General features: G+C 66.3%; 19 protein-coding genes. 6 read left to right on the top strand and 13 right to left on the bottom strand.

What is annotated here, in order from left to right; genetic code table 11:
• Window positions 1-10: 10 nt before the first annotated feature.
• Entirely contained in the window at window positions 11-1,327 is a 1,317-nt protein-coding gene (aceA, locus tag ABIA70_RS12725) for an isocitrate lyase (RefSeq protein WP_354147931.1), read from the bottom strand.
• Between the two features lie 180 nt (window positions 1,328-1,507).
• On the opposite strand from aceA, the gene ABIA70_RS12720 reads away from it, so the two are divergent.
• Window positions 1,508-2,995: a helix-turn-helix domain-containing protein gene (locus tag ABIA70_RS12720; RefSeq protein WP_354147930.1), complete on the top strand. Its 1,488-nt coding sequence runs from the start codon at window positions 1,508-1,510 to the stop codon at window positions 2,993-2,995.
• A gap of 105 nt (window positions 2,996-3,100) precedes the next feature.
• On the opposite strand, the gene ABIA70_RS12715 is transcribed toward ABIA70_RS12720, so the two are convergent.
• Genes ABIA70_RS12715 through ABIA70_RS12705 form a run of 3 tightly spaced genes read right to left on the bottom strand, consistent with a single transcriptional unit; the run spans window position 3,101 to window position 6,238 of the window.
• Window positions 3,101-4,120, bottom strand: a complete 1,020-nt coding sequence (locus ABIA70_RS12715; RefSeq protein ID WP_354147929.1) for a TAXI family TRAP transporter solute-binding subunit — start codon at window positions 4,118-4,120, stop codon at window positions 3,101-3,103.
• The gene (locus ABIA70_RS12710; RefSeq protein WP_354147928.1) at window positions 4,113-5,573 is read right to left on the bottom strand and encodes a HAMP domain-containing sensor histidine kinase; all 1,461 of its coding nucleotides are present in this window, start codon (window positions 5,571-5,573) and stop codon (window positions 4,113-4,115) included. The genes ABIA70_RS12715 and ABIA70_RS12710 overlap by 8 nt, the downstream gene beginning before the upstream one ends.
• The gene (locus ABIA70_RS12705; protein ID WP_354147927.1) at window positions 5,570-6,238 is read right to left on the bottom strand and encodes a response regulator transcription factor; all 669 of its coding nucleotides are present in this window, start codon (window positions 6,236-6,238) and stop codon (window positions 5,570-5,572) included. Before ABIA70_RS12705 ends, ABIA70_RS12710 begins: the two co-directional genes overlap by 4 nt.
• A gap of 259 nt (window positions 6,239-6,497) precedes the next feature.
• Here ABIA70_RS12705 and ABIA70_RS12700 point away from each other — a divergent pair, with 259 nt between their 5' ends.
• The 3 genes from ABIA70_RS12700 (at window position 6,498) to ABIA70_RS12690 (ending at window position 11,370) form a co-directional block, all read left to right on the top strand.
• Window positions 6,498-7,892, top strand: a complete 1,395-nt coding sequence (locus ABIA70_RS12700; RefSeq protein ID WP_354147926.1) for an MFS transporter — start codon at window positions 6,498-6,500, stop codon at window positions 7,890-7,892.
• 266 nt (window positions 7,893-8,158) lie between these two features.
• Complete coding sequence (locus ABIA70_RS12695; protein WP_354147925.1) at window positions 8,159-9,907, top strand: pyruvate dehydrogenase; 1,749 nt, start codon at window positions 8,159-8,161, stop codon at window positions 9,905-9,907.
• A gap of 164 nt (window positions 9,908-10,071) precedes the next feature.
• Window positions 10,072-11,370, top strand: a complete 1,299-nt coding sequence (locus tag ABIA70_RS12690; RefSeq protein ID WP_354147924.1) for a serpin family protein — start codon at window positions 10,072-10,074, stop codon at window positions 11,368-11,370.
• Between the two features lie 77 nt (window positions 11,371-11,447).
• Here ABIA70_RS12690 and ABIA70_RS12685 read toward each other — a convergent pair whose 3' ends face one another.
• On the bottom strand, window positions 11,448-12,299 hold the full coding sequence (locus ABIA70_RS12685; protein ID WP_354147923.1) for a hydroxymethylpyrimidine/phosphomethylpyrimidine kinase: 852 nt from the start codon (window positions 12,297-12,299) through the stop codon (window positions 11,448-11,450).
• A 165-nt stretch (window positions 12,300-12,464) separates the two neighbouring features.
• On the opposite strand from ABIA70_RS12685, the gene ABIA70_RS12680 reads away from it, so the two are divergent.
• Window positions 12,465-13,208, top strand: a complete 744-nt coding sequence (locus ABIA70_RS12680; protein WP_354147922.1) for a queuosine precursor transporter — start codon at window positions 12,465-12,467, stop codon at window positions 13,206-13,208.
• A 99-nt stretch (window positions 13,209-13,307) separates the two neighbouring features.
• Here the strand turns inward: ABIA70_RS12680 and ABIA70_RS12675 are convergent, their stop codons facing one another.
• The 6 genes from ABIA70_RS12675 to ABIA70_RS12650 form a co-directional block, all read right to left on the bottom strand.
• Complete coding sequence (locus ABIA70_RS12675; RefSeq protein ID WP_354147921.1) at window positions 13,308-14,249, bottom strand: hypothetical protein; 942 nt, start codon at window positions 14,247-14,249, stop codon at window positions 13,308-13,310.
• Window positions 14,250-14,409: 160 nt separating this feature from the next.
• A complete protein-coding gene (gene tgt / locus ABIA70_RS12670) occupies window positions 14,410-15,747 on the bottom strand; it encodes a tRNA guanosine(34) transglycosylase Tgt (RefSeq protein ID WP_354147920.1) in 1,338 nt (445 codons plus the stop codon).
• A gap of 33 nt (window positions 15,748-15,780) precedes the next feature.
• Complete coding sequence (locus ABIA70_RS12665) at window positions 15,781-16,506, bottom strand: SRPBCC family protein (RefSeq protein WP_354147919.1); 726 nt, start codon at window positions 16,504-16,506, stop codon at window positions 15,781-15,783.
• Window positions 16,507-16,568: 62 nt separating this feature from the next.
• Window positions 16,569-17,558 (bottom strand): DUF6707 family protein, encoded by a 990-nt coding sequence (locus tag ABIA70_RS12660; RefSeq protein ID WP_354147918.1) that lies wholly within the window; start codon window positions 17,556-17,558, stop codon window positions 16,569-16,571.
• Between the two features lie 86 nt (window positions 17,559-17,644).
• Window positions 17,645-18,184, bottom strand: a complete 540-nt coding sequence (locus tag ABIA70_RS12655) for an NUDIX hydrolase family protein (RefSeq protein ID WP_354147917.1) — start codon at window positions 18,182-18,184, stop codon at window positions 17,645-17,647.
• A gap of 93 nt (window positions 18,185-18,277) precedes the next feature.
• Entirely contained in the window at window positions 18,278-19,030 is a 753-nt protein-coding gene (locus tag ABIA70_RS12650) for a VOC family protein (protein ID WP_354147916.1), read from the bottom strand.
• A 105-nt stretch (window positions 19,031-19,135) separates the two neighbouring features.
• On the opposite strand from ABIA70_RS12650, the gene ABIA70_RS12645 reads away from it, so the two are divergent.
• On the top strand, window positions 19,136-19,738 hold the full coding sequence (locus ABIA70_RS12645) for a YdeI/OmpD-associated family protein (RefSeq protein WP_354147915.1): 603 nt from the start codon (window positions 19,136-19,138) through the stop codon (window positions 19,736-19,738).
• A gap of 35 nt (window positions 19,739-19,773) precedes the next feature.
• Here ABIA70_RS12645 and ABIA70_RS12640 read toward each other — a convergent pair whose 3' ends face one another.
• Together ABIA70_RS12640 and ABIA70_RS12635 are read right to left on the bottom strand one after the other, a co-directional pair.
• Window positions 19,774-20,940 carry an ABC transporter ATP-binding protein gene (locus ABIA70_RS12640; RefSeq protein WP_354147914.1) on the bottom strand — a complete coding sequence of 389 codons (1,167 nt, stop codon included), beginning with the start codon at window positions 20,938-20,940 and terminating at the stop codon, window positions 19,774-19,776.
• A complete protein-coding gene (locus tag ABIA70_RS12635; protein WP_354147913.1) occupies window positions 20,937-22,529 on the bottom strand; it encodes an ABC transporter permease in 1,593 nt (530 codons plus the stop codon). Before ABIA70_RS12635 ends, ABIA70_RS12640 begins: the two co-directional genes overlap by 4 nt.
• Window positions 22,530-22,532 lie beyond the last annotated feature (3 nt).

The following is a 22,532-nucleotide window of genomic DNA, read 5'->3' as shown; positions in this document are numbered from 1 at the left end:
CGGCTGGGGATTAGTGGAATTGGCCCTCTTCGGTCGATCCGACCAGGGCGAGGGTGGATGCGTTCGGGTTGAGCGCGGTTGCGATGTCGTCGAAGTAGCCGGTGCCGACTTCGCGCTGGTGCTTGGTTGCGGTGTAGCCGCGGGATTCGGAGGCGAATTCCTTTTCCTGGAGCTCGACGTAGGCGCTCATGCCTTCACGGGCGTAACCGTGGGCGAGATCGAACATCGAGTAGTTCAGGGCGTGGAAGCCGGCCAGGGTGATGAACTGGAACGTGAAGCCCATGGCGCCGAGTTCACGCTGGAACTTCGCGATCGTGGCGTCGTCCAGGTGCTTGCGCCAGTTGAACGACGGCGAGCAGTTGTAGGAGAGCATCTGGTCCGGGAAGTCGGCCTTGACGGCCTCGGCGAACTTCTTGGCGAGCTCGAGGTCCGGGGTGCCCGTCTCCATCCAGATGAGGTCGGAGTACGGAGCGTAGGCCTTGGCGCGGGCGATGCAGGGTTCGATGCCGTTGCGGACCTTGTAGAAGCCTTCCGGGGTCCGTTCGCCGGTGACGAATTCCTGGTCGCGGGGATCGACGTCGGAGGTGATCAGGGTTGCTGCCTCGGCGTCGGTGCGGGCGATGACCACCGAGGGGGTGCCGGCGACATCGGCGGCGAGGCGGGCGGCGTTCAGCGTGCGGACGTGCTGCTGGGTGGGGATGAGGACCTTGCCGCCGAGGTGGCCGCACTTCTTCTCCGAGGCGAGCTGGTCTTCCCAGTGAACGCCCGAGGCGCCGGCCTGGATCATGGATTTCATGAGCTCGTAGGCGTTCAGCGGGCCACCGAAGCCGGCCTCGGCGTCGGCAACGATCGGGACCATCCAGTCCTCAACAGTCTGGACTCCCTCGGAGAACTCGATCTGGTCGGCGCGGAGCAGGGCGTTGTTGATGCGGCGGACCACGGTGGGAACCGAGTTGGCCGGGTACAGGGACTGGTCCGGGTAGGTGTGGCCGGAGTTGTTGGCATCCGCGGCGACCTGCCAGCCCGAGAGGTAGATGGCACGCAGGCCGGCTTTGACCTGCTGCACGGCCTGGTTGCCGGTCAGGGCGCCCAGGGCGTTGGTGTAGCCGCCGGTCTTGTGCTCCCCGGTGAGCTGCTTCCACAGCTTCTCCGAGCCCCGGCGGGCCAGGGTGTGCTCTTCGGAGACGCGGCCGCGGAGCTTGACGACGTCCGAGGCCTTGTAGTCACGGGTCACACCTTCCCAGCGGGGATTGGCGGCCCACTCAAGCTCCAGTGCTGCGGCCTGCTCTTCGGGCGTCTGCTGGGTGGGCTCAAATGCTGCGGTCATCGTTGATCTCCTTGATTGAGCTCCGGGGGATTCTCGCTGGCCGAACCTGCTCCGTTGCAGTTCCGGCCGGCGACCCCGGTGCGGTGTTTCTTTCCGTGATCACTACTTTTCAGCACTTCGCAACACTTAGATAGAGGAAAAGGCTGGAAAGAAACGCACTTCTTCGCGTATCCTCAAGAAATGTCCCCTGGAAGCTGGAATCGCGAAGCCGCAAACCCGCCGTCGTCCGCCGCCACGGCGGAACTGGACGTCATCAGCCTTGGCCGCCGGGTGCGGCACCTGCGTAAGCAGGCCGGCTACACCCTCGATGACCTGGGTGCCGCCGTCGGCACCGCCCCCAGTCAGCTGAGCCTGATTGAGAACGGTAAACGGGAGCCCAAACTCTCCTTGCTGCAGGGGCTGGCAGCGGCCCTCAACGTGAGCATCGACCAGCTGCTCGGCGCCGAACCGCCCAACCGCCGTGCGGCCCTGGAAATTGAGCTGGAACGCTACCAGCGCGGGCCCTTGTATGAGTCCCTTAACCTGCCCAGAATCCGCATCAGCTCGCGGCTTCCGCTCGATGTCCTGGAGTCCCAGGTGGGGCTGCTGCACGAGCTCGAACGGAAGCTGAACGAGCAGGTGGCGACGCCGGAGGAGGCCCGCCGCGCGAACGGTGAGCTGCGTGCCATGATGCGCGAGCGCGGCAACTACTTCCCGGAATATGAGGCCGAGGCGCAGAAGGTGCTTGCCGCCGTCGGCTATACCTCCGGACCGTTGAGCCAGCACGTGATCGCGGACATCGCCGAGACGCTCGGTTTCAGCCTCCACCACGTCGGTGACCTGCCCCATTCCACGCGCTCCGTGACCGATTTGAAGAACCGCCGAATTTATCTGACGCAGAGCCAGCGGCAGGACCACGACCCCCGGTCGGTGCTGCTGCAGGCTTTGGGGCACTACGTTTTGGGGCACGAGACCCCGAAAAACTACGGTGACTTCCTGGCCCAGCGCGTTGCCACGAATTACTTCGCCGCCGCTCTCCTGCTGCCCGAGCAGACGACCGTGGACTTCCTGCTTAAGGCCAAGGCCGCCAAGGAGATCGCGGTCGAGGACATCCGGGATGCCTTCGCCGTCTCCTACGAGACCGCTGCCCACCGCTTCACCAACCTGGCCACGAAGCACCTGGGCATCACCACCCACTTCCAAAAGACCCACCAGAGCGGGATCATCTACAAGGCGTATGAGAACGACGGCGTGACGTTTCCGCAGGACCATACCGGCGCCATCGAGGGCCAGCCGTCGTGCAAGGCCTGGACATCGCGTGCCGTGTTCGATGTGCCGGACAAGTTCAGCGCCTACAGCCAGTACACGGACACTCCGTCCGGAACGTACTGGTGCACGGCCAGGACCGAGCGTTCGCCGAACGGCGAGTTCTCGTTGTCGATCGGGGTGCCGTACCAGCATGTGAAGTGGTTCCGCGGGCGGGAAACCACCGCGCGGGCCACCTCAACGTGCCCCGACCCGAAGTGCTGCAAGCGTCCCCCAGCGGAACTGGCGACCGAGTGGGCCGGGAATGCCTGGCCCTCGGCCCGCGCCCACTCGCACCTGCTCGCCGCCATGCCGCCAGGCGCGTTTCCCGGCGTGGATGAGACCGAGGTGTACAGCTTCCTGCAGGCGCACTCCGGGAACTGACGCTCTAGCAGTTGCTGCCGGTTTTCCGCGCACGCTCTCTCACTTTCTTAGGGAAAGTGATAGAGCGTCCCTGGATTCGTTGCATTAAGTGAGAGAGCGTCCCGCCTACCCGTGCAGCTCCCGGTAGGCAGCGGCGGCGGCGGGGTGCAGCGGCAGTCCAGGGGTGTTAATCAATGACTCCGGGCTGAGGAACTGCACGCCCAGGCTGGAGCGCGGGACCAGGTCCTCGGCATGACCCACCAGAATCTCCACGGTCTTTTCCACCGTTCGGGCATCCGTATCGCTCCGGCACAGGAGGAGGTTCGCCAGGCCCACGGTCCAGACCGCCGGAATGCCAGGGTAAGCACCCTCCGGGATCAAGACGCGGTCATAGAAAAGGCCGTGTTTGGCCCGGAGCGGCGGCAGGAGCGGGGAGAGGTCCAGGAGAGCCAGCCCTGTGGCGCTGTGGGCAGCCGCAATGGCCGCGGTGGGCACGCCGCCGGACCAGAACAGCGCGTCCACCGACCGGTGCTGCAGTGCTGCCAGGCCCTCGTTGAGCCCGAGGTTGAGGACGGTGACGGCCCCTCCGGGCGTGGCAGTTGGGCCTGCGCCAACAGCCGCGGAGCCAAGCCCCGCCGCCTCGATCAGGCGGGGAGTGGTCAGCGATGTTCCCGAGCCAGGCTCACCCACAGCCACGATCCGGCCGGCCAGCCCGGCTATGTCCCGGATGCCGCTGTCCCGCCGGACCACGCAGTGGACGTAGTTCTCGTACACCTTCCCGACGGCGGAAATTGCGACGGCCTTAGTGTCACCCGCCGCTGAGCGCTGGGCAGCTGCGTCAGAGAGCGCGATGGCGAACGTTGCCTTGCCCGAGAGCAGGAGTTCGATGTTGTCCAGGCTGCCGCCGGTGGTCATCGAGGTGGCCTGGCCGGCCACACCGTAGCGCTGCAGGGATTCCGCCAGCAGCCCGGCGAACTCCAGGTAAAAGCCCCCCGGCTCGCCGCCGGCCACGGTCACGGTGTCCGGACGGTCCTCTGGTGTGCAGCCACTGAGCACCGGCAGGAGCAGCCCGGTCAGGCCGGCTGCCAGGCCGGCCTTGAGGGCAGTGCGGCGGGGGAAACCACCGGTTCCGTTCAGATCAGTCATTCGAGTCCGCCTGACTGCCAGCAGCATCAGGCCCGGCTTCTGCGGGCGGAAACTCGAGGCGCGCAACGAGGCCGTGGGGGGAGGCCTCAGCCAGCTCCAGGCGGCCGGAATTGGCGCTGGCCAGTTTGTCCACGATGGTCATGCCCAGGCCGTTGCCGCCGATGCCGCGGTTGCGTGGCGAGCGCCAGAACCGGCCGGTGGCTGCAGCCCGCTCGTCGGCCGGAAGCCCGGGGCCGTCGTCGGACACCTCAATGGTGACGGCGCCTCCGCGGCGCAGGGCACCTACCGAGATGTGGGCGCCAGGCGCGTACTTGATGGCGTTGTTGATCAGTTCCGCCACCATCTGGGCCAGTTCGGCGGGGTTGGCGGCGATGTGCACGGCCGGCTCCGGCGGGCTGTGCAGCAGGATTGTGGCTCCGCTGCGGAGTGCGGCGGGGCCGGCCCGTTCGGCTTCCTCCTGGAGGATCGGGTGCGGATCGATCGGGGCCTGGGCCTGGCCCAGGGAATTGCCCGAAGATCCATCCCGGGGACTCCGGGCAGGATATTCACTTGCCCTGTGTTCAGCCGCCGCCAGCCTCAGGACCCCCTCGAGGATGCCTTCCACGTGCTCGAGTTCTGCCAGGACCGCGGCCGCAGCATCCTGCTGGCGCGCCGTCCGGAGTTCCAGCTGGAGCAGGTCGATCCTGAGCCGCAGTGCGCCCACCGGGTTGCGGAGCTCGTGCGAGGTGTCGGCAATCAGCTGCCGCTGGGATTCCAGGCTGTTGCTGACGGTCCGGGCCATTGTGGTGAAGGAACGGCTCAACTCCCGCAGCTCCGGCGGCCCATCCTCCGGAAGCTGACCGGTCCGGCCGGTTGCCTCAAATTCGGTTACTGCCGAGTTCAGGCGATGGACCGGGCGGAGTACCCACCGGGTCACGCGGGCAGCAGCCAGGAGAAGCATGGCCGCGAAGGCGGCGGCCGCCAATCCGACGAGGAGCCACCGCTCGCGGAGTTTCTGCCGGGCTGCTTCCACGTTCACTTCCAGGACCACCTCGCCCAGCACCTGGCTGGCGCTGCCGAAGGAACGGGAGAGTACCTCGGAGGCCGGGCCGAACGGCTGGAGCGGGGCGAGCGTGGTGTCGCTGAGGTTCAGGTTCGCCCGGGCAAGTGCCTCACCGACGTCGGCTCTTTCCTCGCTGAGGCCGCCCGAGCGCAAGGTGCCCTGCCGGAGGCGGATCAGCACGCCCTCACCGTAGAGTTCGGAGTATCTGTCCATTTCCGTCTGGAGCCCGGCAGACTCTTCGGCAGTTGCGGCGTCGAGGGCAACCTGCGCGAACCGGTTCAGCGCGGTCACCCGTTTGATCTGGAGTTCCTGGGTCAGTTCCCGGCTGACGGAGGCCAGGATGGCGGTGGAGCCGAACAGGACCAGCAGGACGGACAGCACGCTCAGGATGCCCAGGACGCGCAGCTTCACGCGGAATCCGCATCGATCCGGTAGCCCACGCCGCGGACGTTGATGATGAAGCCGGGCAGTTGGAGCTTGGCCCGCAGCCCGGTCAGGTGGACGTCAAGGGCGCGGGAGGAGGCCACGAAGGCGTCGCCCCACAGCGCGTCGAGGATCTGTTCCCTGGTCACAACAGAACCCGCATGACCAGCCAGCAGGGCAAGCAGATCGAACTCCGTGGCGGTCAACGGCAGCTCCTCTGAGCCCCGGGTTGCCACGCGTCGTTCGAGGTCGATCTGAAGATCCCGCAGGGCGATAATCTGCTGCGGAGTGGCGGCGTGACGGCCCGCCCGTCGCGTCACTGCTTCGATGCGGGCCAGCAGTTCAACCAGCTTCACCGGCTTGACGAGGTAGTCATCCGCTCCGGACCGCAGGCCAAGCACTACGCTGCGTTCGTCGTCGCGGGCGGTGAGGATCAGGATCGGCACGAGGGTGACCTGGCGCAGCTTCCGCAGGACTTCAAGGCCATCCATGTCCGGGAGTCCCAGGTCCAGGAGGATCACCCCGAACTTCCGGTGGACCAGCAGGGCATCGGCCCCGCGCGCCACCCTTGTGGGATTGTGGCCTGCGGTCGCCACCGCTGCGGCCAGTGCCGAAGCCATGGCGTCGTCATCCTCGACGATCAGCAATTCCATGGTCCGGTCCCTTTTTCGTTGACTGGGCACCAAAATCCGCCCGCTTTGGAGATTACCCCGCGCCCCCGGCGAAACCTAAGGAAGTGTTAGGAAATGCCCTGCCACGTAGGTTGTGCTGTGGCTCACGCATAACTTGGAGGAGTCCCTCGGCGTGTGCAGGGACCGTCAACGTCGAGGAGGAAACCATGGGCAATGTCGCCATGGACAGCACGAAATTACGCCAGGAAGCCACGGCGCCGCAACTCAGGAAGGTTCAGCGATGAGCACCCAGCAAACCGAAGTCCAGAGCGAGGCAGCCCAGACCCGCCGGGCAGTAAGCAACATCCTGAAGGGTTCCGCGGGCAACCTGGTGGAATGGTACGACCTGTACGTCTACACGGTCTTCGCCGCCTACTTCCAGTCCCACTTCTTCAACTCCAAGGATGATCTCCAAGCCGGACTGGAAGCGATGGCCGTCTTCTCGACGTCGTTCCTCATGCGGCCCATCGGCGCCTGGTTCTTCGGCCGCTATGCCGACCGGAAGGGCCGCAAGGCCGCGCTGACGCTCAGCGTGACCCTGATGTCCGCAGGCTCCTTCGCCATCGCGCTCCTGCCCACCACGCAGCAGGTCGGCGTCTGGGCATTGGTGCTGCTGATCCTCATCCGCCTGATCCAAGGCTTCTCCGTGGGCGGCGAGTACGGCACCAGCGCCACTTACATGTCCGAGGCCGCCACGTCCAAGCGCCGAGGCTTCTTCTCCAGCTTCCAGTACGTCACCCTGATCGGCGGCCAGATGATGGCACTGCTGGTCCTGGTCATCCTGCAGAACGTCATGCCCAAGGGCGACCTGACTGAGTGGGGCTGGCGTATCCCGTTCGCGATCGGCGGCGTGGCCGCCCTGGTGGTCCTGTGGCTGCGGCGCTCCATGGAGGAAACCGTTTCGGCGGAGCAGGTAGAGGCCGCTAAGGTTCCGGCCGTTGCGGGCGTCGCCCAGCCGGGCACCATGAAGCTGCTCTTCACGCAGTACTGGAAGCCGCTGCTGATCTGCATCGGAGTTACCCTCGGCGGCACCGTGGCGTTCTACACCTACACCAACTTCATCCTGAAGTTCATGAACGATACCTCAGGCATCGCCAAGACCGAGACCTCCGTCATCAACTTCTGGGCCCTGTTCATCTTCATGCTGCTCCAGCCCGTTTACGGCATGATTTCGGACAAGGTGGGCCGCAAGCCCCTGCTGCTCTGGTTCGGCATCACCGGTGTCCTCTTCACCTGGCCGCTGCTGTCCACACTGTCCGGCACCAAGGACCCGTTCACCGCGTTCCTGCTGATGCTCGGTGGCCTGCTGATCGTTGGCGGCTACACCTCCATCAACGCACTGGTGAAGGCTGAGCTGTTCCCCGCTTCCATCCGCGCCCTGGGCGTCGGGCTGGGCTATGCGATCGCCAACTCGCTCTTCGGCGGCACGGTCCCGCTGCTCGGCGCCGCGTTCCAGAAAGCCGAGCGGGTGGACCTGTTCTTCACCTACGTCACCGTGGCCATTGCCATCTCGCTGGTGGTCTACATCTTCGCCCTGAAGAACAAGAAGACCACCCACCTGGACCGCGAGCAGGGCGACGCGTGGAACCGCCCGGCCAAGGACGACGACAAGGACAAGGACCTCCTCAACGCCTAGGACCCCGGGCACAGGCACCAGGCACAGACACCGGGGACGTACGACGGCGGGTGGCCGCCCGCCGTCGTACGCCCACCCCACCGGGACCCTCTGGCAGCTCCTGCAGGTTTTCCCGCGACGCTCTCTCACTTTCGTAAAGAAAGTGAGAGAGGATCGCGGGATTTCTTGCGTTAAGTGGGAGAGCGTCGCGATGAGGGTGGGGACTATATTGGCCCTTGTCAGTTGATCAATCTGTCAGCCCAACGTGATCCCGGGAGTGCGGACTTATGGCCAAGGAACTTGCAACCCAGCTCGTCGAACAACTCCAGGCTGCCGGCGTGCAGCGGATCTACGGGATCGTGGGGGACAGCCTCAACCCGATCGTCGACGCTGTCCGCCAGACCGGCGGTGCCAAGCAGGGCGGGATCGACTGGATCCACGTCCGGCACGAGGAAGCGGCCGCGTTCGCTGCTGCGGCCGAAGCGCAGCTGACCGGCAGGCTCGCGGTCTGCGCCGGCTCCTGCGGCCCGGGAAACCTGCACCTGATCAACGGGTTGTACGACGCCAACCGGTCCGAAGCTCCCGTCCTTGCCATCGCGTCCCATATCCCCAGCAAACAGATTGGCAGCAGCTTCTTCCAGGAAACCCACCCGGACCGGCTCTTCAACGAATGCTCCGTCTATTCGGAGATGATCAGCACCGCCGAGCAGGCTCCTCGGGTGATGCACAGCGCGATCCAGCACGCCCTCGGCCTCGGTGGAGTCGCCGTCGTCACTCTTCCGGGCGACATCGCCGGGCTGGATGCGGTCGGTGAAACGCCGCTGCCCGCGACGTTCCGGCCCGCGCGCCTGGTCCCGGACCAGGCAAGCGTCAGGGACCTCGCCGAGGCCATCAACGGGGCCGGCAAGGTGGCCATCTTTGCCGGGGCCGGCGTGCAGGGCGCCCATGACGAGGTCATTGCCCTGGCCGAACGGATCCACGCCCCGATCGGCCACACGCTCCGCGGCAAGGATTTCATGCAGTATGACAACCCGTACGACATCGGGATGACGGGCCTGCTGGGCTACGGCGCCGCGGCCGAGGGTATCGAGGATGCCGACCTGCTTGTCCTGCTGGGCACCGACTTCCCGTACGACCAGTTCCTTCCCGGGACCCGGACCGCCCAGGTAGACCGGGCCGCGCACAAGCTCGGCCGGCGGACCGACGTCGACGTTGCCGTCCATGGCGACGTGCTGCCCACCCTCGCCGCACTGATGCCCCTGTTGACGCAGAAGAAGAGCCGGCGTTTCCTGGACCGGATGCTCAGGAAGCACGACCGCCTGATGAACAAGGCCGTGGGCGCCTACACGCGCAAGGTGGAGAAGAAGCAACCCATCCACCCCGAGTACGCCGCCTCGTTGCTGGACCAGATCGCCGCGGAGGACGCCATCTTCACGGCCGATACCGGAATGTGCAACGTCTGGACCGCCCGGTACATCAACCCGCTGGGGACCCGCAGGCTGATCGGATCCTTCCTCCATGGCTCGATGGCCAACGCGCTGCCCCATGCCATCGGAGCGCAATTGGCCTATCCCGGGCGCCAGGTCATCTCGGTTTCCGGGGACGGCGGACTGTCGATGCTCCTCGGGGAGCTCATCACGGTGGCCGCCCACAAACTGCCCGTCAACGTGGTGGTGTTCAACAATTCCACGCTGGGCATGGTGAAGCTGGAAATGCTTGTGGACGGGCTGCCGGACTTTGGCGTGGATGTGCCCGACGCCGACTACGCCGCCGTTGCCCGGGCGCTGGGCTTCCATGCGGTCCGTGTCACCGACCCAGCCCGCATCGAAGAGGCGTACCGCGAAGCGTTCGCGCATCCGGGCCCGTCGCTGGTGGAGCTGGTGACGGATCCCTTGGCCCTGTCCCTCCCGCCGAAGATCTCGGGGTCACAGGTCCTGGGCTTCGCCACCGCCATGTCCAAGGTGGTCCTGAACCGGGGAGCCGGGGAAGCGGTCAGCATGGCACGGAGCAACCTGCGGAACATTCCCCGAAGCTAGCTTCGCGCGGCCCGCGGCGTGAGTCCGCCGTCGTCCGTTTCCGAGACCGAAACGACGGCAAACCGTGACCCTACGGGCATCGTCCTGCGGCGGGCAGGCTGGTTGACTCGAGAAGCAGGCGGAGTCCCGCCCGACGTCGGCCAGCCATAAATCAGGGGGAGAAAATGAGGACATTCCGCGCGGCCAGAGCCGCGACCGCCGGTGCACTGGCGGCACTCACCGCGTGTTCGGCGGCGTCGCCCCCGCCGGAGCTGCTGACGGCCGACGGCGTGGAACGGGTTTCGGTGGACCGCGCGGCGTACGCCGCCGAGCTGCGTTCCTTCCGGGCGTCCGCCTTCCGGCTCGGCGAGGCGCTGCTGGCCGACGCCGGCGACGGCTCCAGGGGGAACGTGGTGTCCTCGCCCGCGAGCCTGCTGATTGCCCTGTCGATGCTCCGGGCGGCAGCGTCCGGCGAGACGGCGGCTGAGATGGACAGCGTCCTGAAGTTTCCCGCGGACAATCGCGATGAAGCAATGAACGCTGTGCTCGGCCTACTCGAGAAGTTCGACGGCGACCCCGGTGCGGTGGACGAGGACAACCCGCCGCGGAAGCCGGTCATGCACGCCGCCAACGGGCTGTTTGTGGACAAGGACGTTCCCACGGGGGCTTCGTTCCTGGAGACTTTGGCCCGGCATTATGGGACCGGCGTCTATCCGGTGGACTTCAGCAATGAGGGTGCCACGAAACCGGCCATCGACGCCTGGGTGAACCGGAACACGGGCGGCCGGATCAAGGAGGCCCCGGCAAAGTACGATCCGGACAACACCTTCAGCCTGCTCAATTCCCTGTACTTCGCCTCCGCCTGGAGCGATCCATTCGATCCGAATGCCACCTCCGATCTGCCGTTTACCACCTCCGCCGGGGAGGAAATCGACGTGCCCGCCATGCATAACGAGCTTGGGATGAAGTACGCGGAGGGGGCTGGTTGGAGCGGCGTGGACCTGCCCTACGCTGACGGTTTCGTCATGCGGTTAGTGTTGCCGGGCGCCGGGACCAACCCCGCGGACCGCCCCGCCGCCGCAGCGTTCGACGCGGAGCAACTCGCGGAAATCGCGGACGCCTTTGACGCGGCCCAGCTGGAGTCAGTGCAGATCCAGCTGCCCCGCTGGGACCACGAATCAAGCTTTGACCTGCGGAAGGTCTTTGGGTCCATGGGACTCGTCAGGACCCTGAACACCACTGAGGACTTCAACAACATCCAGCCGCAGATGATGATCACCCAGGCCGCCCAGGCTGCGAACATCACCGTGGCGGAAAAAGGTACTGTTGCCGCCGCCGTCACCCAGATCAACGGAATGGCCACCAGCGCACCGCCGGAACCCGATCGGACCATCGACTTCGACCGGCCGTTCCACTACCAGATCGTGCACGTGGAGACCGGCCTGCCGCTGTTCATGGGAATCGTGGCCGACCCCCGCTCCTGACGCTGTTTAGGGGGCGCCCGGTGGCCAGAGGGTTTGGGAAAATCCTGCAGGAAGTGCCAGAGGGTGCGGGCTGGCTTTTAGCGGGCGCCGCCCTGCCAGAGGGCATCGAACGGGGCGTCCGAGGCAACCCGGTTGCGGATGCCGGCGGTGACGAAGGCCTTGGCGGTCCGGGCTGCCTCCAGCGGCGTGGCGCCTTTGGCCAGCTCGGCCGTCACTGCCGCGGCAAGTGAGCAGCCTGCACCGGACACGGCAACCTCGCCCACCTTGGGCACGCTGAGGACCTCGAGGGTCTCGCCGTCGTAGTAGACGTCGACGGCGTCAGGGCCTGCCAGCCGAACGCCGCCCTTGGCGAGTACTGCGGCGCCGCTGAGCTCGTGGATGCGGATGGCTGCGGTTTTGAGGGACTCGACGTCGGTGATCGCCAGGCCGGACAGCGACTCCGCCTCGAAGTGGTTGGGCGTGACGAACGTGGCCAGCGGCAGGATCTGGGCCTTCAGGGCAAGGTCGGTGTCCAGCGCATGGCCTGGCTCCTGGCCCTTGCAGATGAGCACCGGATCCAGGACCACATGGCGGAAACCTGCGCCCGAAAGAGCGTCCGCAACGGTGCTGATGGTCGCAGGGCTGCCCAGCATGCCGATCTTCACCGCGTCCAGGACCGGCCCATACGCCGCCGTCGTGGCTTCCAGCTGGTCCGCGATTACCTGCTGGTCCACCGGCACAAAGCGGTGGTTCCAGTTGTCGTTCGGATTGAACGAAACGATGCACGTCAGGTTGGCGATGCCGAAGACGCCCAACTCCTGGAACGTCTTCAGATCGGCTTGGGCGCCGGCGCCGCCCGTGGCTTCGGAGCCCGCAATAGTCAGGACGACCGCGGGAGCAAGGGCGGGAGTATCGGCTGGGGACTGGGAGTCAGTTGAAGCGAAAGTCATGGTTCCATCCTGCCATCCGGACATGCCACGGAACTGAACATGTTCAGAACATGGTTGCGCCTGTTCGGTGGGAGAATGGCGTGACAGTGCTAATACAGCCGGTGTCACGCACGATCCCCTGGATGGTGCGCAGACCCGAGCGAACCACTACGAAACGGAATCCCCATGCCTTCGCCCTCAGGCCCTGACGCCCTGAACCTCGCCGACTCCGCACGGACGGCGCCGAAATTCGCATCCATCGGATCGCCCTACTTCGGCATCATGCTGGCCGTTATGGCCGTAGTGCTGATCCTGTCCAACATCGGCGCATCCAAGGGTGTGGCGATCGGCCCGATCATCACCGACGGCGGGTTCTTCCTGTTCCCCTTGGCCTACATCCTTGGCGATGTGATCAGCGAGGTCTACGGCTTCAAGGTGGCCCGCAAAGCCATTTTCACCACCTTCGCATTGTCGGTCTTCGCCTCCGTCTGCTACTGGATCATCATTGCCCTGCCCGGCTTCGACGATGAGTTCGGCACATCCAAGCAGGCTGCCCTCGAGGGCGCGCTTGGCCCGGTTCCGCAGATTGTCCTCGCCTCGCTGCTGGCGTTCCTCGCGGGCCAGACCATCAACTCGTGGATCCTGGTGAAGATGAAGGCCCGCACCGGGGAGAAGTCCCTGTGGGCGCGCATCATGGGCTCGTCCGTCGCCGGCGAGTTCGTGGACACCCTGATCTTCTGCAGCATCGCCGCCTCCGTCATCGGCATCACAGACTTCGGCATGTTCGTGAACTACGTGGTGGTGGGCTTCGTCTACAAAACCCTCGTGGAGTTCCTGTTCGTGCCGGTGACGTCCTTGGTGATCGGCTGGATCAAGAAGCGCGAACCGAGCTACGGCGTACCGACCTCGGCCGTGACGAACGCCGCGTAACTGCTGCCTAACCCTGCCGCCGCTCCGTTTCGACGGTTCCCTGCGCACACGACGTTCGCCGACGTCGAGTGTGCAGGGAACCAGCGAAATGGACGGACCCTAGGCTGCTGCTTGCCTCCGGAGGGCCTGGAGCACGGTCATCTTGAACTCCTGTTCGCGGAAGAGGTGTTTCCACTCGACCCGGATGAAGGTCCAGCCGAGGGCCATCAAGGCCTTTTCGCGCTGGCGTTCGGCGAAGATGGCCTCGTCCGTGGGCTGGTAGTCGAAGTACTTCACCTTGCCGTCAAATTCCAAGGCCACTTTCCTGTCCCGCCAGGCGAAGTCAAGGCGGTGCTGGCCCTCCGCCGACCTTACGACCACCTGAAGTTCAGGCTGCTCGATGCAGAGCCGTTGGAGAAGCTCGCGGGAGAGCGTTTCGCCAGGAGATTCGGACCGGGCATCGCTGTTTTCGATGGCCCGGCGAAGTGCCAGGACTCCGTTCCTTCCAGCCAATGCAGAGCACATGGTCCGCAGCTTCTCCACATCCGCGCCCTTCCGCAAACCGTGGTCCATCAAGATCAAGGACTGCCTGTAGTTCAGCATGAGGCAGCAATCCACGACGGTCCGCTCCAGCGACGTGCAGGGCAGACCATCCACGAAGATGACGGCTCCGGCCTCCAGTGTCCGCGTGTGTGCCACCACGTCTTTGCCGTGGGATACACGCGAGGGGCATGTCTGCTGCGTGATGTGGACGAGATCGTCGACATCCCACAGGTACAGCCCATGGAGCCGGGCGGCCGAGGTGTGGCTGTACACAAAGCCGCCGCCCGACGTCGTCAGCGTTCCATGGGCATGTGCGGCGATCAGTTGGCGGCTCCGCACCCAGGGCTTCTGATTCGCCCAGATGCTGCTGCGGATATAGCAGCCGCGTCTGAGCCGCACCAGTTCCTGAGACCGGACCAATGCAGCGATGGCCCGTGCGTTGAGGCCTGCCTCCAGCAGCTGCCCGGTCCGCCACAGGCCCACTCCAACCGGAAGACCGCGGGTAGTTTCCTTTGCCATGGGCCCCAGCCTCCGCCGGCCGCCCTGGCCGCGGCTAGACCGTGGAGTTGGTATGTGGACAAGCCCGGTTCGACGGTTCCCTGCGCACACGATGTTCGCAGCCGTCGAGTGCGCAGGGAACCGTCGAAATGGCGCGGAGGGGGCCAGAGGCGGCGCACGCTCAGGAGTAGTACTGCGCCAGGGTCTCGGCTTTGAAGTCGAAGAAGGTGCCGGACTCGATGGCCAGCCGGGCGTCGTCCACCATCTTCACCACAAAGCGCTCGTTGTGGATGGAGATCAGCGTGGCCGAGAGCATTTCCTTGGCCTTGTAGAGGTGGTGGATGTACGCGCGGGAGTAGTTGGCGCAGGCGTAGCAGTCGCACCCTTCCTGCAGCGGCCCGAAGTCGCGCTTGTACTTGGCGCCGGAGAGGTTGTACCGGCCGGTGGGGGTGTAGAACGCGGAGTTGCGGGCCACCCGGGTGGGCGAGACGCAGTCAAAGGTGTCCGCGCCGTTTTCGATGGCGGTGAAGATGTCGTCCGGTTCGGAGATGCCCAGCAGGTGGCGTGGCTTGTCCTCCGGCAGTTCCTCGTTGCACCAGCGGACAATCGTGCCCAGGTTCTCCTTTTCCAGCGCCCCGCCGATCCCGTAGCCGTCGAAGTCCATGGCGCCGAGGTCCCTGCAGGCCTTGCGGCGCAGGTCCTCGTACTGGGCGCCCTGGATGACGCCGAAGAGGGCCTGGTACGGCTTGCCCACCCGGGACGAGGTCAGCCGGAAATGCTCCTCGAGGCAGCGCAGGGCCCAGAGCCTGGTGCGCTCCAGCGATTCTTCCTGGTAGCCGCGGGAGTTCTGGAGGGTGGTCAGCTCGTCGAAGGCGAACATGATGTCAGCGCCGATCTGGTGCTGGACCCGCATGGAGATCTCCGGGGAGAAACGGTGCCGGTCACCGTTCAGGTGCGACTTGAACCACACGCCGTCGTCGTCAATATGGGCGAGGCGTTCCTTGCCGGGGGCCACGGCGTCGTCGGGTCCGGCCGCGCCCGCGGCAGCAATCGTCTTCATGTCAATGACCTTCTTGAAACCCGAGCCCAGGCTCATCACCTGGAACCCGCCGGAGTCCGTGAAGGTGGGCCCGGACCAGTTCATGAAGGCGCCCAGCCCGCCGGCCTCGTCAAGGACATCCGCGCCCGGCTGCAGGTACAGGTGGTAGGCGTTGGCCAGAAGCGCCTGCGCGCCGAGTTCCGCCATGGATTCGGGCAACACGGACTTCACGGTGGCCTTGGTCCCGACGGCGATGAAAGCGGGCGTCCGGATCTCGCCGTGCGGAGTGGTGATGGTGCCCGTACGGCCCAGGAACCCGCCGCCGTTGGCGGCCTCCTGGGCGGACGACGGCGGGCAACGCTCGGCCAGCCGGGTGCCAACGGTGAAAGAAAACTGTGACTGGTCAGCAGCCGCCGCAGGAGCCGCCCCGGGAGGGGGCGTCGCGGCGGCGGGCAGGGCAGAGGCAGGGTTGGCTGGCACGGTTCCAGTGTGTCAGCAAACAGCGCCGATCCTTCAGTGGGCCGCCTCCGTTGCGGGGTAGTTCTCAGTCCGCCAGCCCTCCCAGAGCGAGCTGATGGACTCCAGCTTGTGCGCGCCGAGATCGTACGTGGAAGCGATCACCAGGGCGCCGCCGTGGGGCCTGATGTTCTCGATGACAGGCTGGTCCGCCACGATCAGCAGGCCGTCGCCGTGCTCCGCGTAACTGTGGACGGTAAGCCCCACCTGGTGGTTGCTGCGGTACCAGACCTTGCCCGTGATCTCCTCGCCGGTGGCCAGCGTCAGTCCGTACTTCTCGCCGGGCTTGGGCACGTCCGCAAGTCCCAGTTTCTCGATGACGGAGCCGGGTGTGCCCGGAAACTCGAAGAACAGGGTGTGCCTCTTGCCGTGGGGGTGGTGTTCCAGGGCGAAGCGGAGTTGCTGGAGGAAGGTCAGCCAGCCCTGCGTGATGTCCTCGTCCCAGGCCGCCCACTCCGAATTGTGGTCCAGGGCCGCCCGCGTGACACTGACCAAAGTACCGCCGGGCACCGGCTTCAGGTCGAAAACGTCCCCGCCGTGGGTGGTCAGGCTGGTGTGGTCCGGGGCTTCGACCACGTCCTTATGGAAGTAGATCTCATTGATCTCGGCCGCGAGTTCATCGGCCTCCCAGCCGTGCCACTGCGCTACTTTGGCCGGTTCGCGCAGCATGGTCCAAACCTGCGGCGCATCAGCATTGATCACTACGCTCAGATTGTTCGTCATAGCCCGAATGTACAACTCCGGCACAGCCGAAGGGTAGGGGCTAATGCCCTCAGCCCGGCAGCTCAGGCCCTGACGGCCTCGAGTTCGTTGCTGATCCGGCGCTGGAGTTCGCCGTCGCCAATGGATTCGGACCCGCCGTGGGCCCGCAGGAAGAGCAGGGACTCAAGGCGCAGCAGCCTCCACTCCCGCTCGGCCTCGTGGTTCGAGTTGTCGATGGAGCGGAAGATTTCTTTGTCGTACAGGTTCGGCTCGTTCAGGGAGCGCTGGCGGATCTTGGCGTTCATCCGGGCCTTGAACGGGTCCGTTTCCTGGCTCTCCGGAGCGCGCAGCATCTTTTCGTACACCTCGGCGCGTTCCTCCTGCCGGTCCTGGCGGCAGATGTAGCTGGAGAGGGCAAGCGATGCTTCCACGGACGCCCATCTGCCCGGGTTTCCGTCGAACGGCAGGACGTTGAGCAGGTCAGCCACCGCCAGCGCACCGTCGGGGTCCTTGAGGGTGATGAACAGTTCGTGGGCAAGGTCGCTGAGGTCCTTGAGGCAGCTCCCGGACTTGAAGTTGATGCCCTTGGTCAGCTTGTCCGCCAACAGCAGCACCCCGACGGCATCCGGATGGGCTTCGGCGGCAGCCTCCACCACCGCTTCCGGGGTGCCCTGCGGCGTTGGGATGCGTGCGAGGTCGGCTGCGGAGGGCCCGCTCACCGCGGGCGGGATGGCAGGCAGAGGAGGTACGACGACGGCGGGGGCCGCCGGGGCGTCCGCGGGTTCCCCTCCGGCGGGTTCCACAGCCAGGGACAGTTGCGTGCCGGCGTCGGGCGTTTCGTCATGGACGGTGGTGTCCAGGATCTTCACGGCCGAGCCTGCGGCGATGCGCACTGTGCCGCCGCCGGAAAGGCTCGCCAGCACCACTGCGGGGGCGCCGTAGTCATCGGACTGGACCTCAACCTGCTGGATTTCCGCGGTCCGTTCACCATCCGGGAGGAGAAGCTGGTCGCCGGTGGTCAGAGATCCAGCCTGCTGTTCGCTGTAGTACCGGGAGGCTGGTGTTTCGGTCATCAAAGTCCTTAAATTCTCTTGCGGTCCGCCCTACAGTCTACAAAGGCAGGGGCCGGAAGTCGGGGACCCCGGGGATCGCGCGGGGCTTAGAAGCCCACTCCCGCGAAGGCCAGCGCCTGGCGGATGAGGGCGCCGCGGCCGCCGCTGAACTCGAGCTGGACATCGGGGCTGAGCACTTCCTCGGGTGTCATCCATGTCAGTTCCAGGGCATCCTGGCGCGGCTCGCATTCGCCCGTTACCGGAATGACGTAGACCAGCGACACGGCGTGTTGGCGGTCGTCGGTGAAGCCGGTGTGGGACGGGGCGGGGAAGTATTCGGCCACGGTGAAGGGCACCGGACTGATGGGCAGCTGGGGAAAGGCGAGCGGTCCAAGGTCTTTCTCCATGTGGCGCAGGAGCGCGGCGCGGATGGTCTCACGGTAGATCACGCGGCCCGAAACCAGCGACCTGATCATAGTGCCGTCTTCATCGGCCTGCAGCAGCGTGCCCACCTCGTTCACGAATCCCAGCGGATCCAGCCTGACCGGAACGGCTTCCACGTAGATCATGGGAAGCCTCCCGCGGGCCTCAAAGAGGTCTTCTTCGGAAAGCCAGCCGGGATTCGGGTCAGGAGTGCGAACGTTCATGGTTAAGTTCTACCCCATCGGGGTGCAGGGGTCTCTGAGGAGTGAGCTCTCGGCGTAAAGCGTCGCCGAAAGCGCCGAAACCTCACCTGCCGATCATTGCGTGGCGAGCCGCTGGGTGACCCAGAGGGTGGGCGGCACGTGTCCGTCGGGCGTGGCGCCGCCGGCGCGTCCCGCCGCATCCGGGTTGGCCACGTGCAGGGTCCTCGCAAAGGCCTCCTCCGTCTCGGAGAAGCCGATTCCCGCAGCAGCGAGCCGTTCGCGCACGGCGTGCAGGTCGCCGTCGTACTCGAATCCCAGGCCGGACCGCGGGCGGCCGGATGCGGGACGCACCATCAGCACCCCGCCGTTCTTGGCGGTGAAATCGGCCGTTTCGTCGGCGTCCGGGACAGGGCGGAACCTGGCGCCGATGTCCTGCAGCGTCACCGCCGCAGCACCGGGATCCGGGGTGAACCAGACCCCGACGACGGCGAGGGCCGGGTCCGCGTCGGCGCACTGGGCGCCGTGGGCGGCTTTGTCGGCCAGGAAGCTGAAGCCGTCAGTGCAGGAGATGCGGCACGACTCGCCGTGGTCCGCGGCGATGATGTCCGCGTTGGTGGTTCCGGATTCAGCCGCGGCGAGGTTGGTGCGGCGGCCAAACTCTGCCAGATCGCCCACCTCGACGCCCAGGGCCGTGTTGCCATCGTCTGCCGCGCCGGCCTCTGCCAGGTGCAGGGCCAGCCGGCCGGCACCGGAGTCGAACTCGCGCCAGGGGCCTTCATCAACTGTCTTGACCATGCCCAAAGCCGTCAGAAGTTCCTCCCAGGCGTCCGGCCGGGACGTGAAGTGGATGGGGCGGATACGCAGCATGGGCTTTCTCCTCGCGTTGAGAACGGGCAGACACGGCCATCATGCCACGCCCTGAATCGGGCGGAACAGTGCCATTGGCGGGCAGGTCGCAGGCAGAATGGGGCCATGGCCATTGAACTGGAGGAACTGCTGGTGCCGGACGCGGCGGCGTGGCGGCGGTGGCTGGAAGCCAACCACAAGGACAGTCCGGGCGTGTGGCTCATACTCCACAAGAAGGGCGGCGATGTCACTGACCTGGACTACGACGCCGCGCTCGATGAGGCGCTGTGCTTCGGATGGATCGATGGCCAAATCAGGAAGCGCGACGCCGGGAGCTACTTCCAGCGCATGACCCGCCGCGTCCGGAAGAGCCCGTGGTCCGCCCGCAACGTAGGGCACGTGGCCCGGCTGGAAGCCGAGGGCAGGATGACGGACGCCGGCAGGGCCGCCGTCGAAAGCGCCAAGGCGGACGGGCGTTGGGACGCAGCGTATGGCGGGCAGGGGACAGCGGAGGTTCCGCCCGACCTGGCCGCCGCCATTGCCGCCGTCCCCGCGGCGCAGGCAATGTTCGAGGTGCTGACATCGGTGAACCGGTACGCGATGATCTACCGGACCAACACCGCCAAGAAGCCGGAGACCCGGGCGGCCAGGATCGCCGGCTTTGTGGAGATGCTGGCCCGGGGGGAGACGCTGTACCCGCAGAAGAAGAAGCCTCCGGTGGACCTCTGACGCATGTGACGGACTAAATCACCGGAGGGACGGGCTCAGTCAGCGGAGGAATCGACGGGGAAAGCTACGGCCTCGCCCACAACCCGCAGGCAGAGTTCCATCCCCGGCCGGGCGATCGAAGCGTTCCAGTGCCGGATGGTGATGACCTCTCCGCCGCCGGGGTAGCGGTGGTCCGCGCCGCTCGCCAGCTCGGGGGGCACGGCGAGCTTCAGCCGTACCGTGGTTTCCGGGCCGAAGTAGTCGGTGTCCACCACCACGCCGCGGATGGGGCCGTCCTCGGCGATGCGGATCTGCTCCGGCCGCAGCATCAGCTGCACGAGGCCTTGGGCTGGCGGGCGCCGCACCGGAATGCCGCCGAGGGAGCAGGTGGCCAGCGAGCCTTCCATCCACGCGTCCAGGATGACGGCATCGCCCAGGAACTCGGCTGTTTCGCGGTCCGCCGGCCGGGTGTAGACAACAAACGGGTTGCCGATCTGGGCCAGTTTGCCTCCGCGCATCACGGCCACCTGGTCCGCAAAGGAGAGGGCTTCAGCCTGGTCGTGCGTGACCAGGATGGTGGTGACGCCGGCCTCGGCCAGGACCTTCGCTACGGCGCGGCGGGTGGCCACGCGCAGGCCCGCGTCGAGGGCTGAGAACGGCTCGTCCAGCAGCATCAGTTCCGGTTCCCGGGCCAGTGCGCGGGCCAGCGCCACGCGCTGCTGTTGCCCGCCCGAGAGCTGGTGGGGCCGCCGCCGGCTCATGCCCTCATCCAGGGAGACCATCGTCAGGAGTTCGCTGATCCGGGCTGCAACGGCACCGCGGCCGCCGGGCAGTTTGCGTGCATCCAGGCCGAACGCGATGTTCTGGCCCACGGTCAGGTGCGGGAAGAGGGCGCCGTCCTGGGCCACGTATCCGACCTGGCGTTTGTGCGCGGGCAGCCAGACGCCTTCGCCGGCAATCTTGTGGCCGCTGAGCGAAATGCTGCCGGTGTCCGGGTGTTCGAAGCCGGCGATCAGCCGCAGGAGGGTGGTTTTGCCGGAGCCGGACGGTCCCACGATAGCCGTAGTGCCGCCCCTGGCCACGGACAGGTTGACGCCCTTGAGGACGGCCTGGGAGCCGAAGTTCTTGGTCACGTCCGTGATGGTCAGGTGGCTGTTGGTGCTCGGTGCCACCGATGCCGCGATCCGGGGTTCGGGAAGCCTGGAGGGGGGTTGTTCGGTCACTGTCCGGCCGCTTTCTTGGACTGTTGGAAGAGCAGGTAGGTCATGGGCGCCGAGAGCAGGATCATCAGCAGGGCGTACGGGGCAGCGCCGGCGTAGTCGATCTCGCTGCTTTTTGACCAGAATTCGGTGGCGAGCGTCCGGGTGCCGTTGGGCGAGAGCAGGAGGGTTGCGGTGAGTTCGTTGGCGATGGCCAGGAACACCAGGGCCGCGCCGCCGGCGGCCGCCGGGGCCGTGAGCCGCAGCGTCACCCGGATGAACGAGAGCAGCGGCGGTTTGCCCAGGGCCTGGGCGGCCTCGTCGAGTTCTTTGGGTGCCTGGGCCAGGCCGGCGCGGAGGTTGACCAGCGCCCGCGGCAGGAACAGCAGGACGTAGGCTGCCACTAGCAACCCTGCGCTCTGGTACACGCCCGGGACCAGCCTGATGCTGACCGTCACGAATGCGAGCCCCACTACGATTCCGGGCAGCGAGCTGGTGATGTAGTTGGAGAGTTCCAAGGACTTGCTGAACCAGCTGGGGTGCCGCACCGCCAGGTAGGCCATGGGGAACGCGACGACGGTGGTCACCACAGCCCCGGCCAGGCCGTAGCCCAGGGTAGTCAGGAGGGCCGGCAGGAATTCGTCTGCCGACCAGATGGCCGGGCCGCCTGCTCCGATCCAGCGCAGGACAAAGAACAGCGGGAGCCCGAAGGCCAGCGCCGTCAGGGCAAGCAGCGCCAACTGGGATGGTGCCTGGTAGGCGTTCAGCGGAAGGCGCAGTGCCTTGGCCTGGGCGCCGGAACCCACCCGGGCGTAGCGGGCAGTACCGCGGCCGCGGGCCTCCACCACAAGCAGGATCAGGCAGAAGAACACCAGGACGCTGGCCAGCATGTTGCCGGCAGTTCCGTTGAAGGTGGACTGGTACTGGACCATGATCGCGGTGGTGAAGGTGTCGAAGCGGATCATCGCGAAGGCGCCGTATTCGGCGAGCAGATGCAGGCCCACCAGGAGCGCGCCGCCGGTCATGGCGAGGCGCAGCTGGGGGAGGACCACCCGGAAAAAGACGCGCCACGCGCCGAGCCCCAGCGCGGCGGCGGACTGTTCAATGGCCGGGTCCAGGCGGCTGAGCGTTGCGGCCGCAGGGATGTACACGAGGGGAAAGTAGGAGAGGCTGGCGATCAGGACGCCGGAGCCGAGCCCCTCGAGCGACGGGATGGCCGATACCCAGGCGTAGCTGTTGACGAACGCCGGGATGGCCAGCGGTGCAGCCAGGAGGACGGCCCAGATTTTGTGGCCGCGCAACTGGGTGCGTTCCACAAGCCAGGCGCCGCCCACTCCCAGGAAGAGGCAGAGCGGCACCGTGGCCAGCATCAGGAGCACGGTGTTGAGCAGGAGCTCTCCCACCCGTGGCCGGAAGATCAGTTCGACGGCGGTGTCCCACCCGGTCGCCGCCGTCATGTAGATGACGTATCCCAGCGGAACGAGGGAAAACAGGGCGATCAGCACCGCCAGGACGGACACTATGGAAACGCCGAAAGGCGGGCGGGGGCTGTTGCCCCGGCCCGCCGTCGTCGTGCTCCCCGTGGACGGGGGAGCCGATAGATCAGTGGTCACAGA

The organism is Arthrobacter sp. 754, assembly GCF_040548695.1.
Lineage (GTDB): Bacteria > Actinomycetota > Actinomycetes > Actinomycetales > Micrococcaceae > Arthrobacter.
Note: the sequence above shows the minus strand (reverse complement) of the source record. Positions and strands in the feature narration are given on the sequence as shown.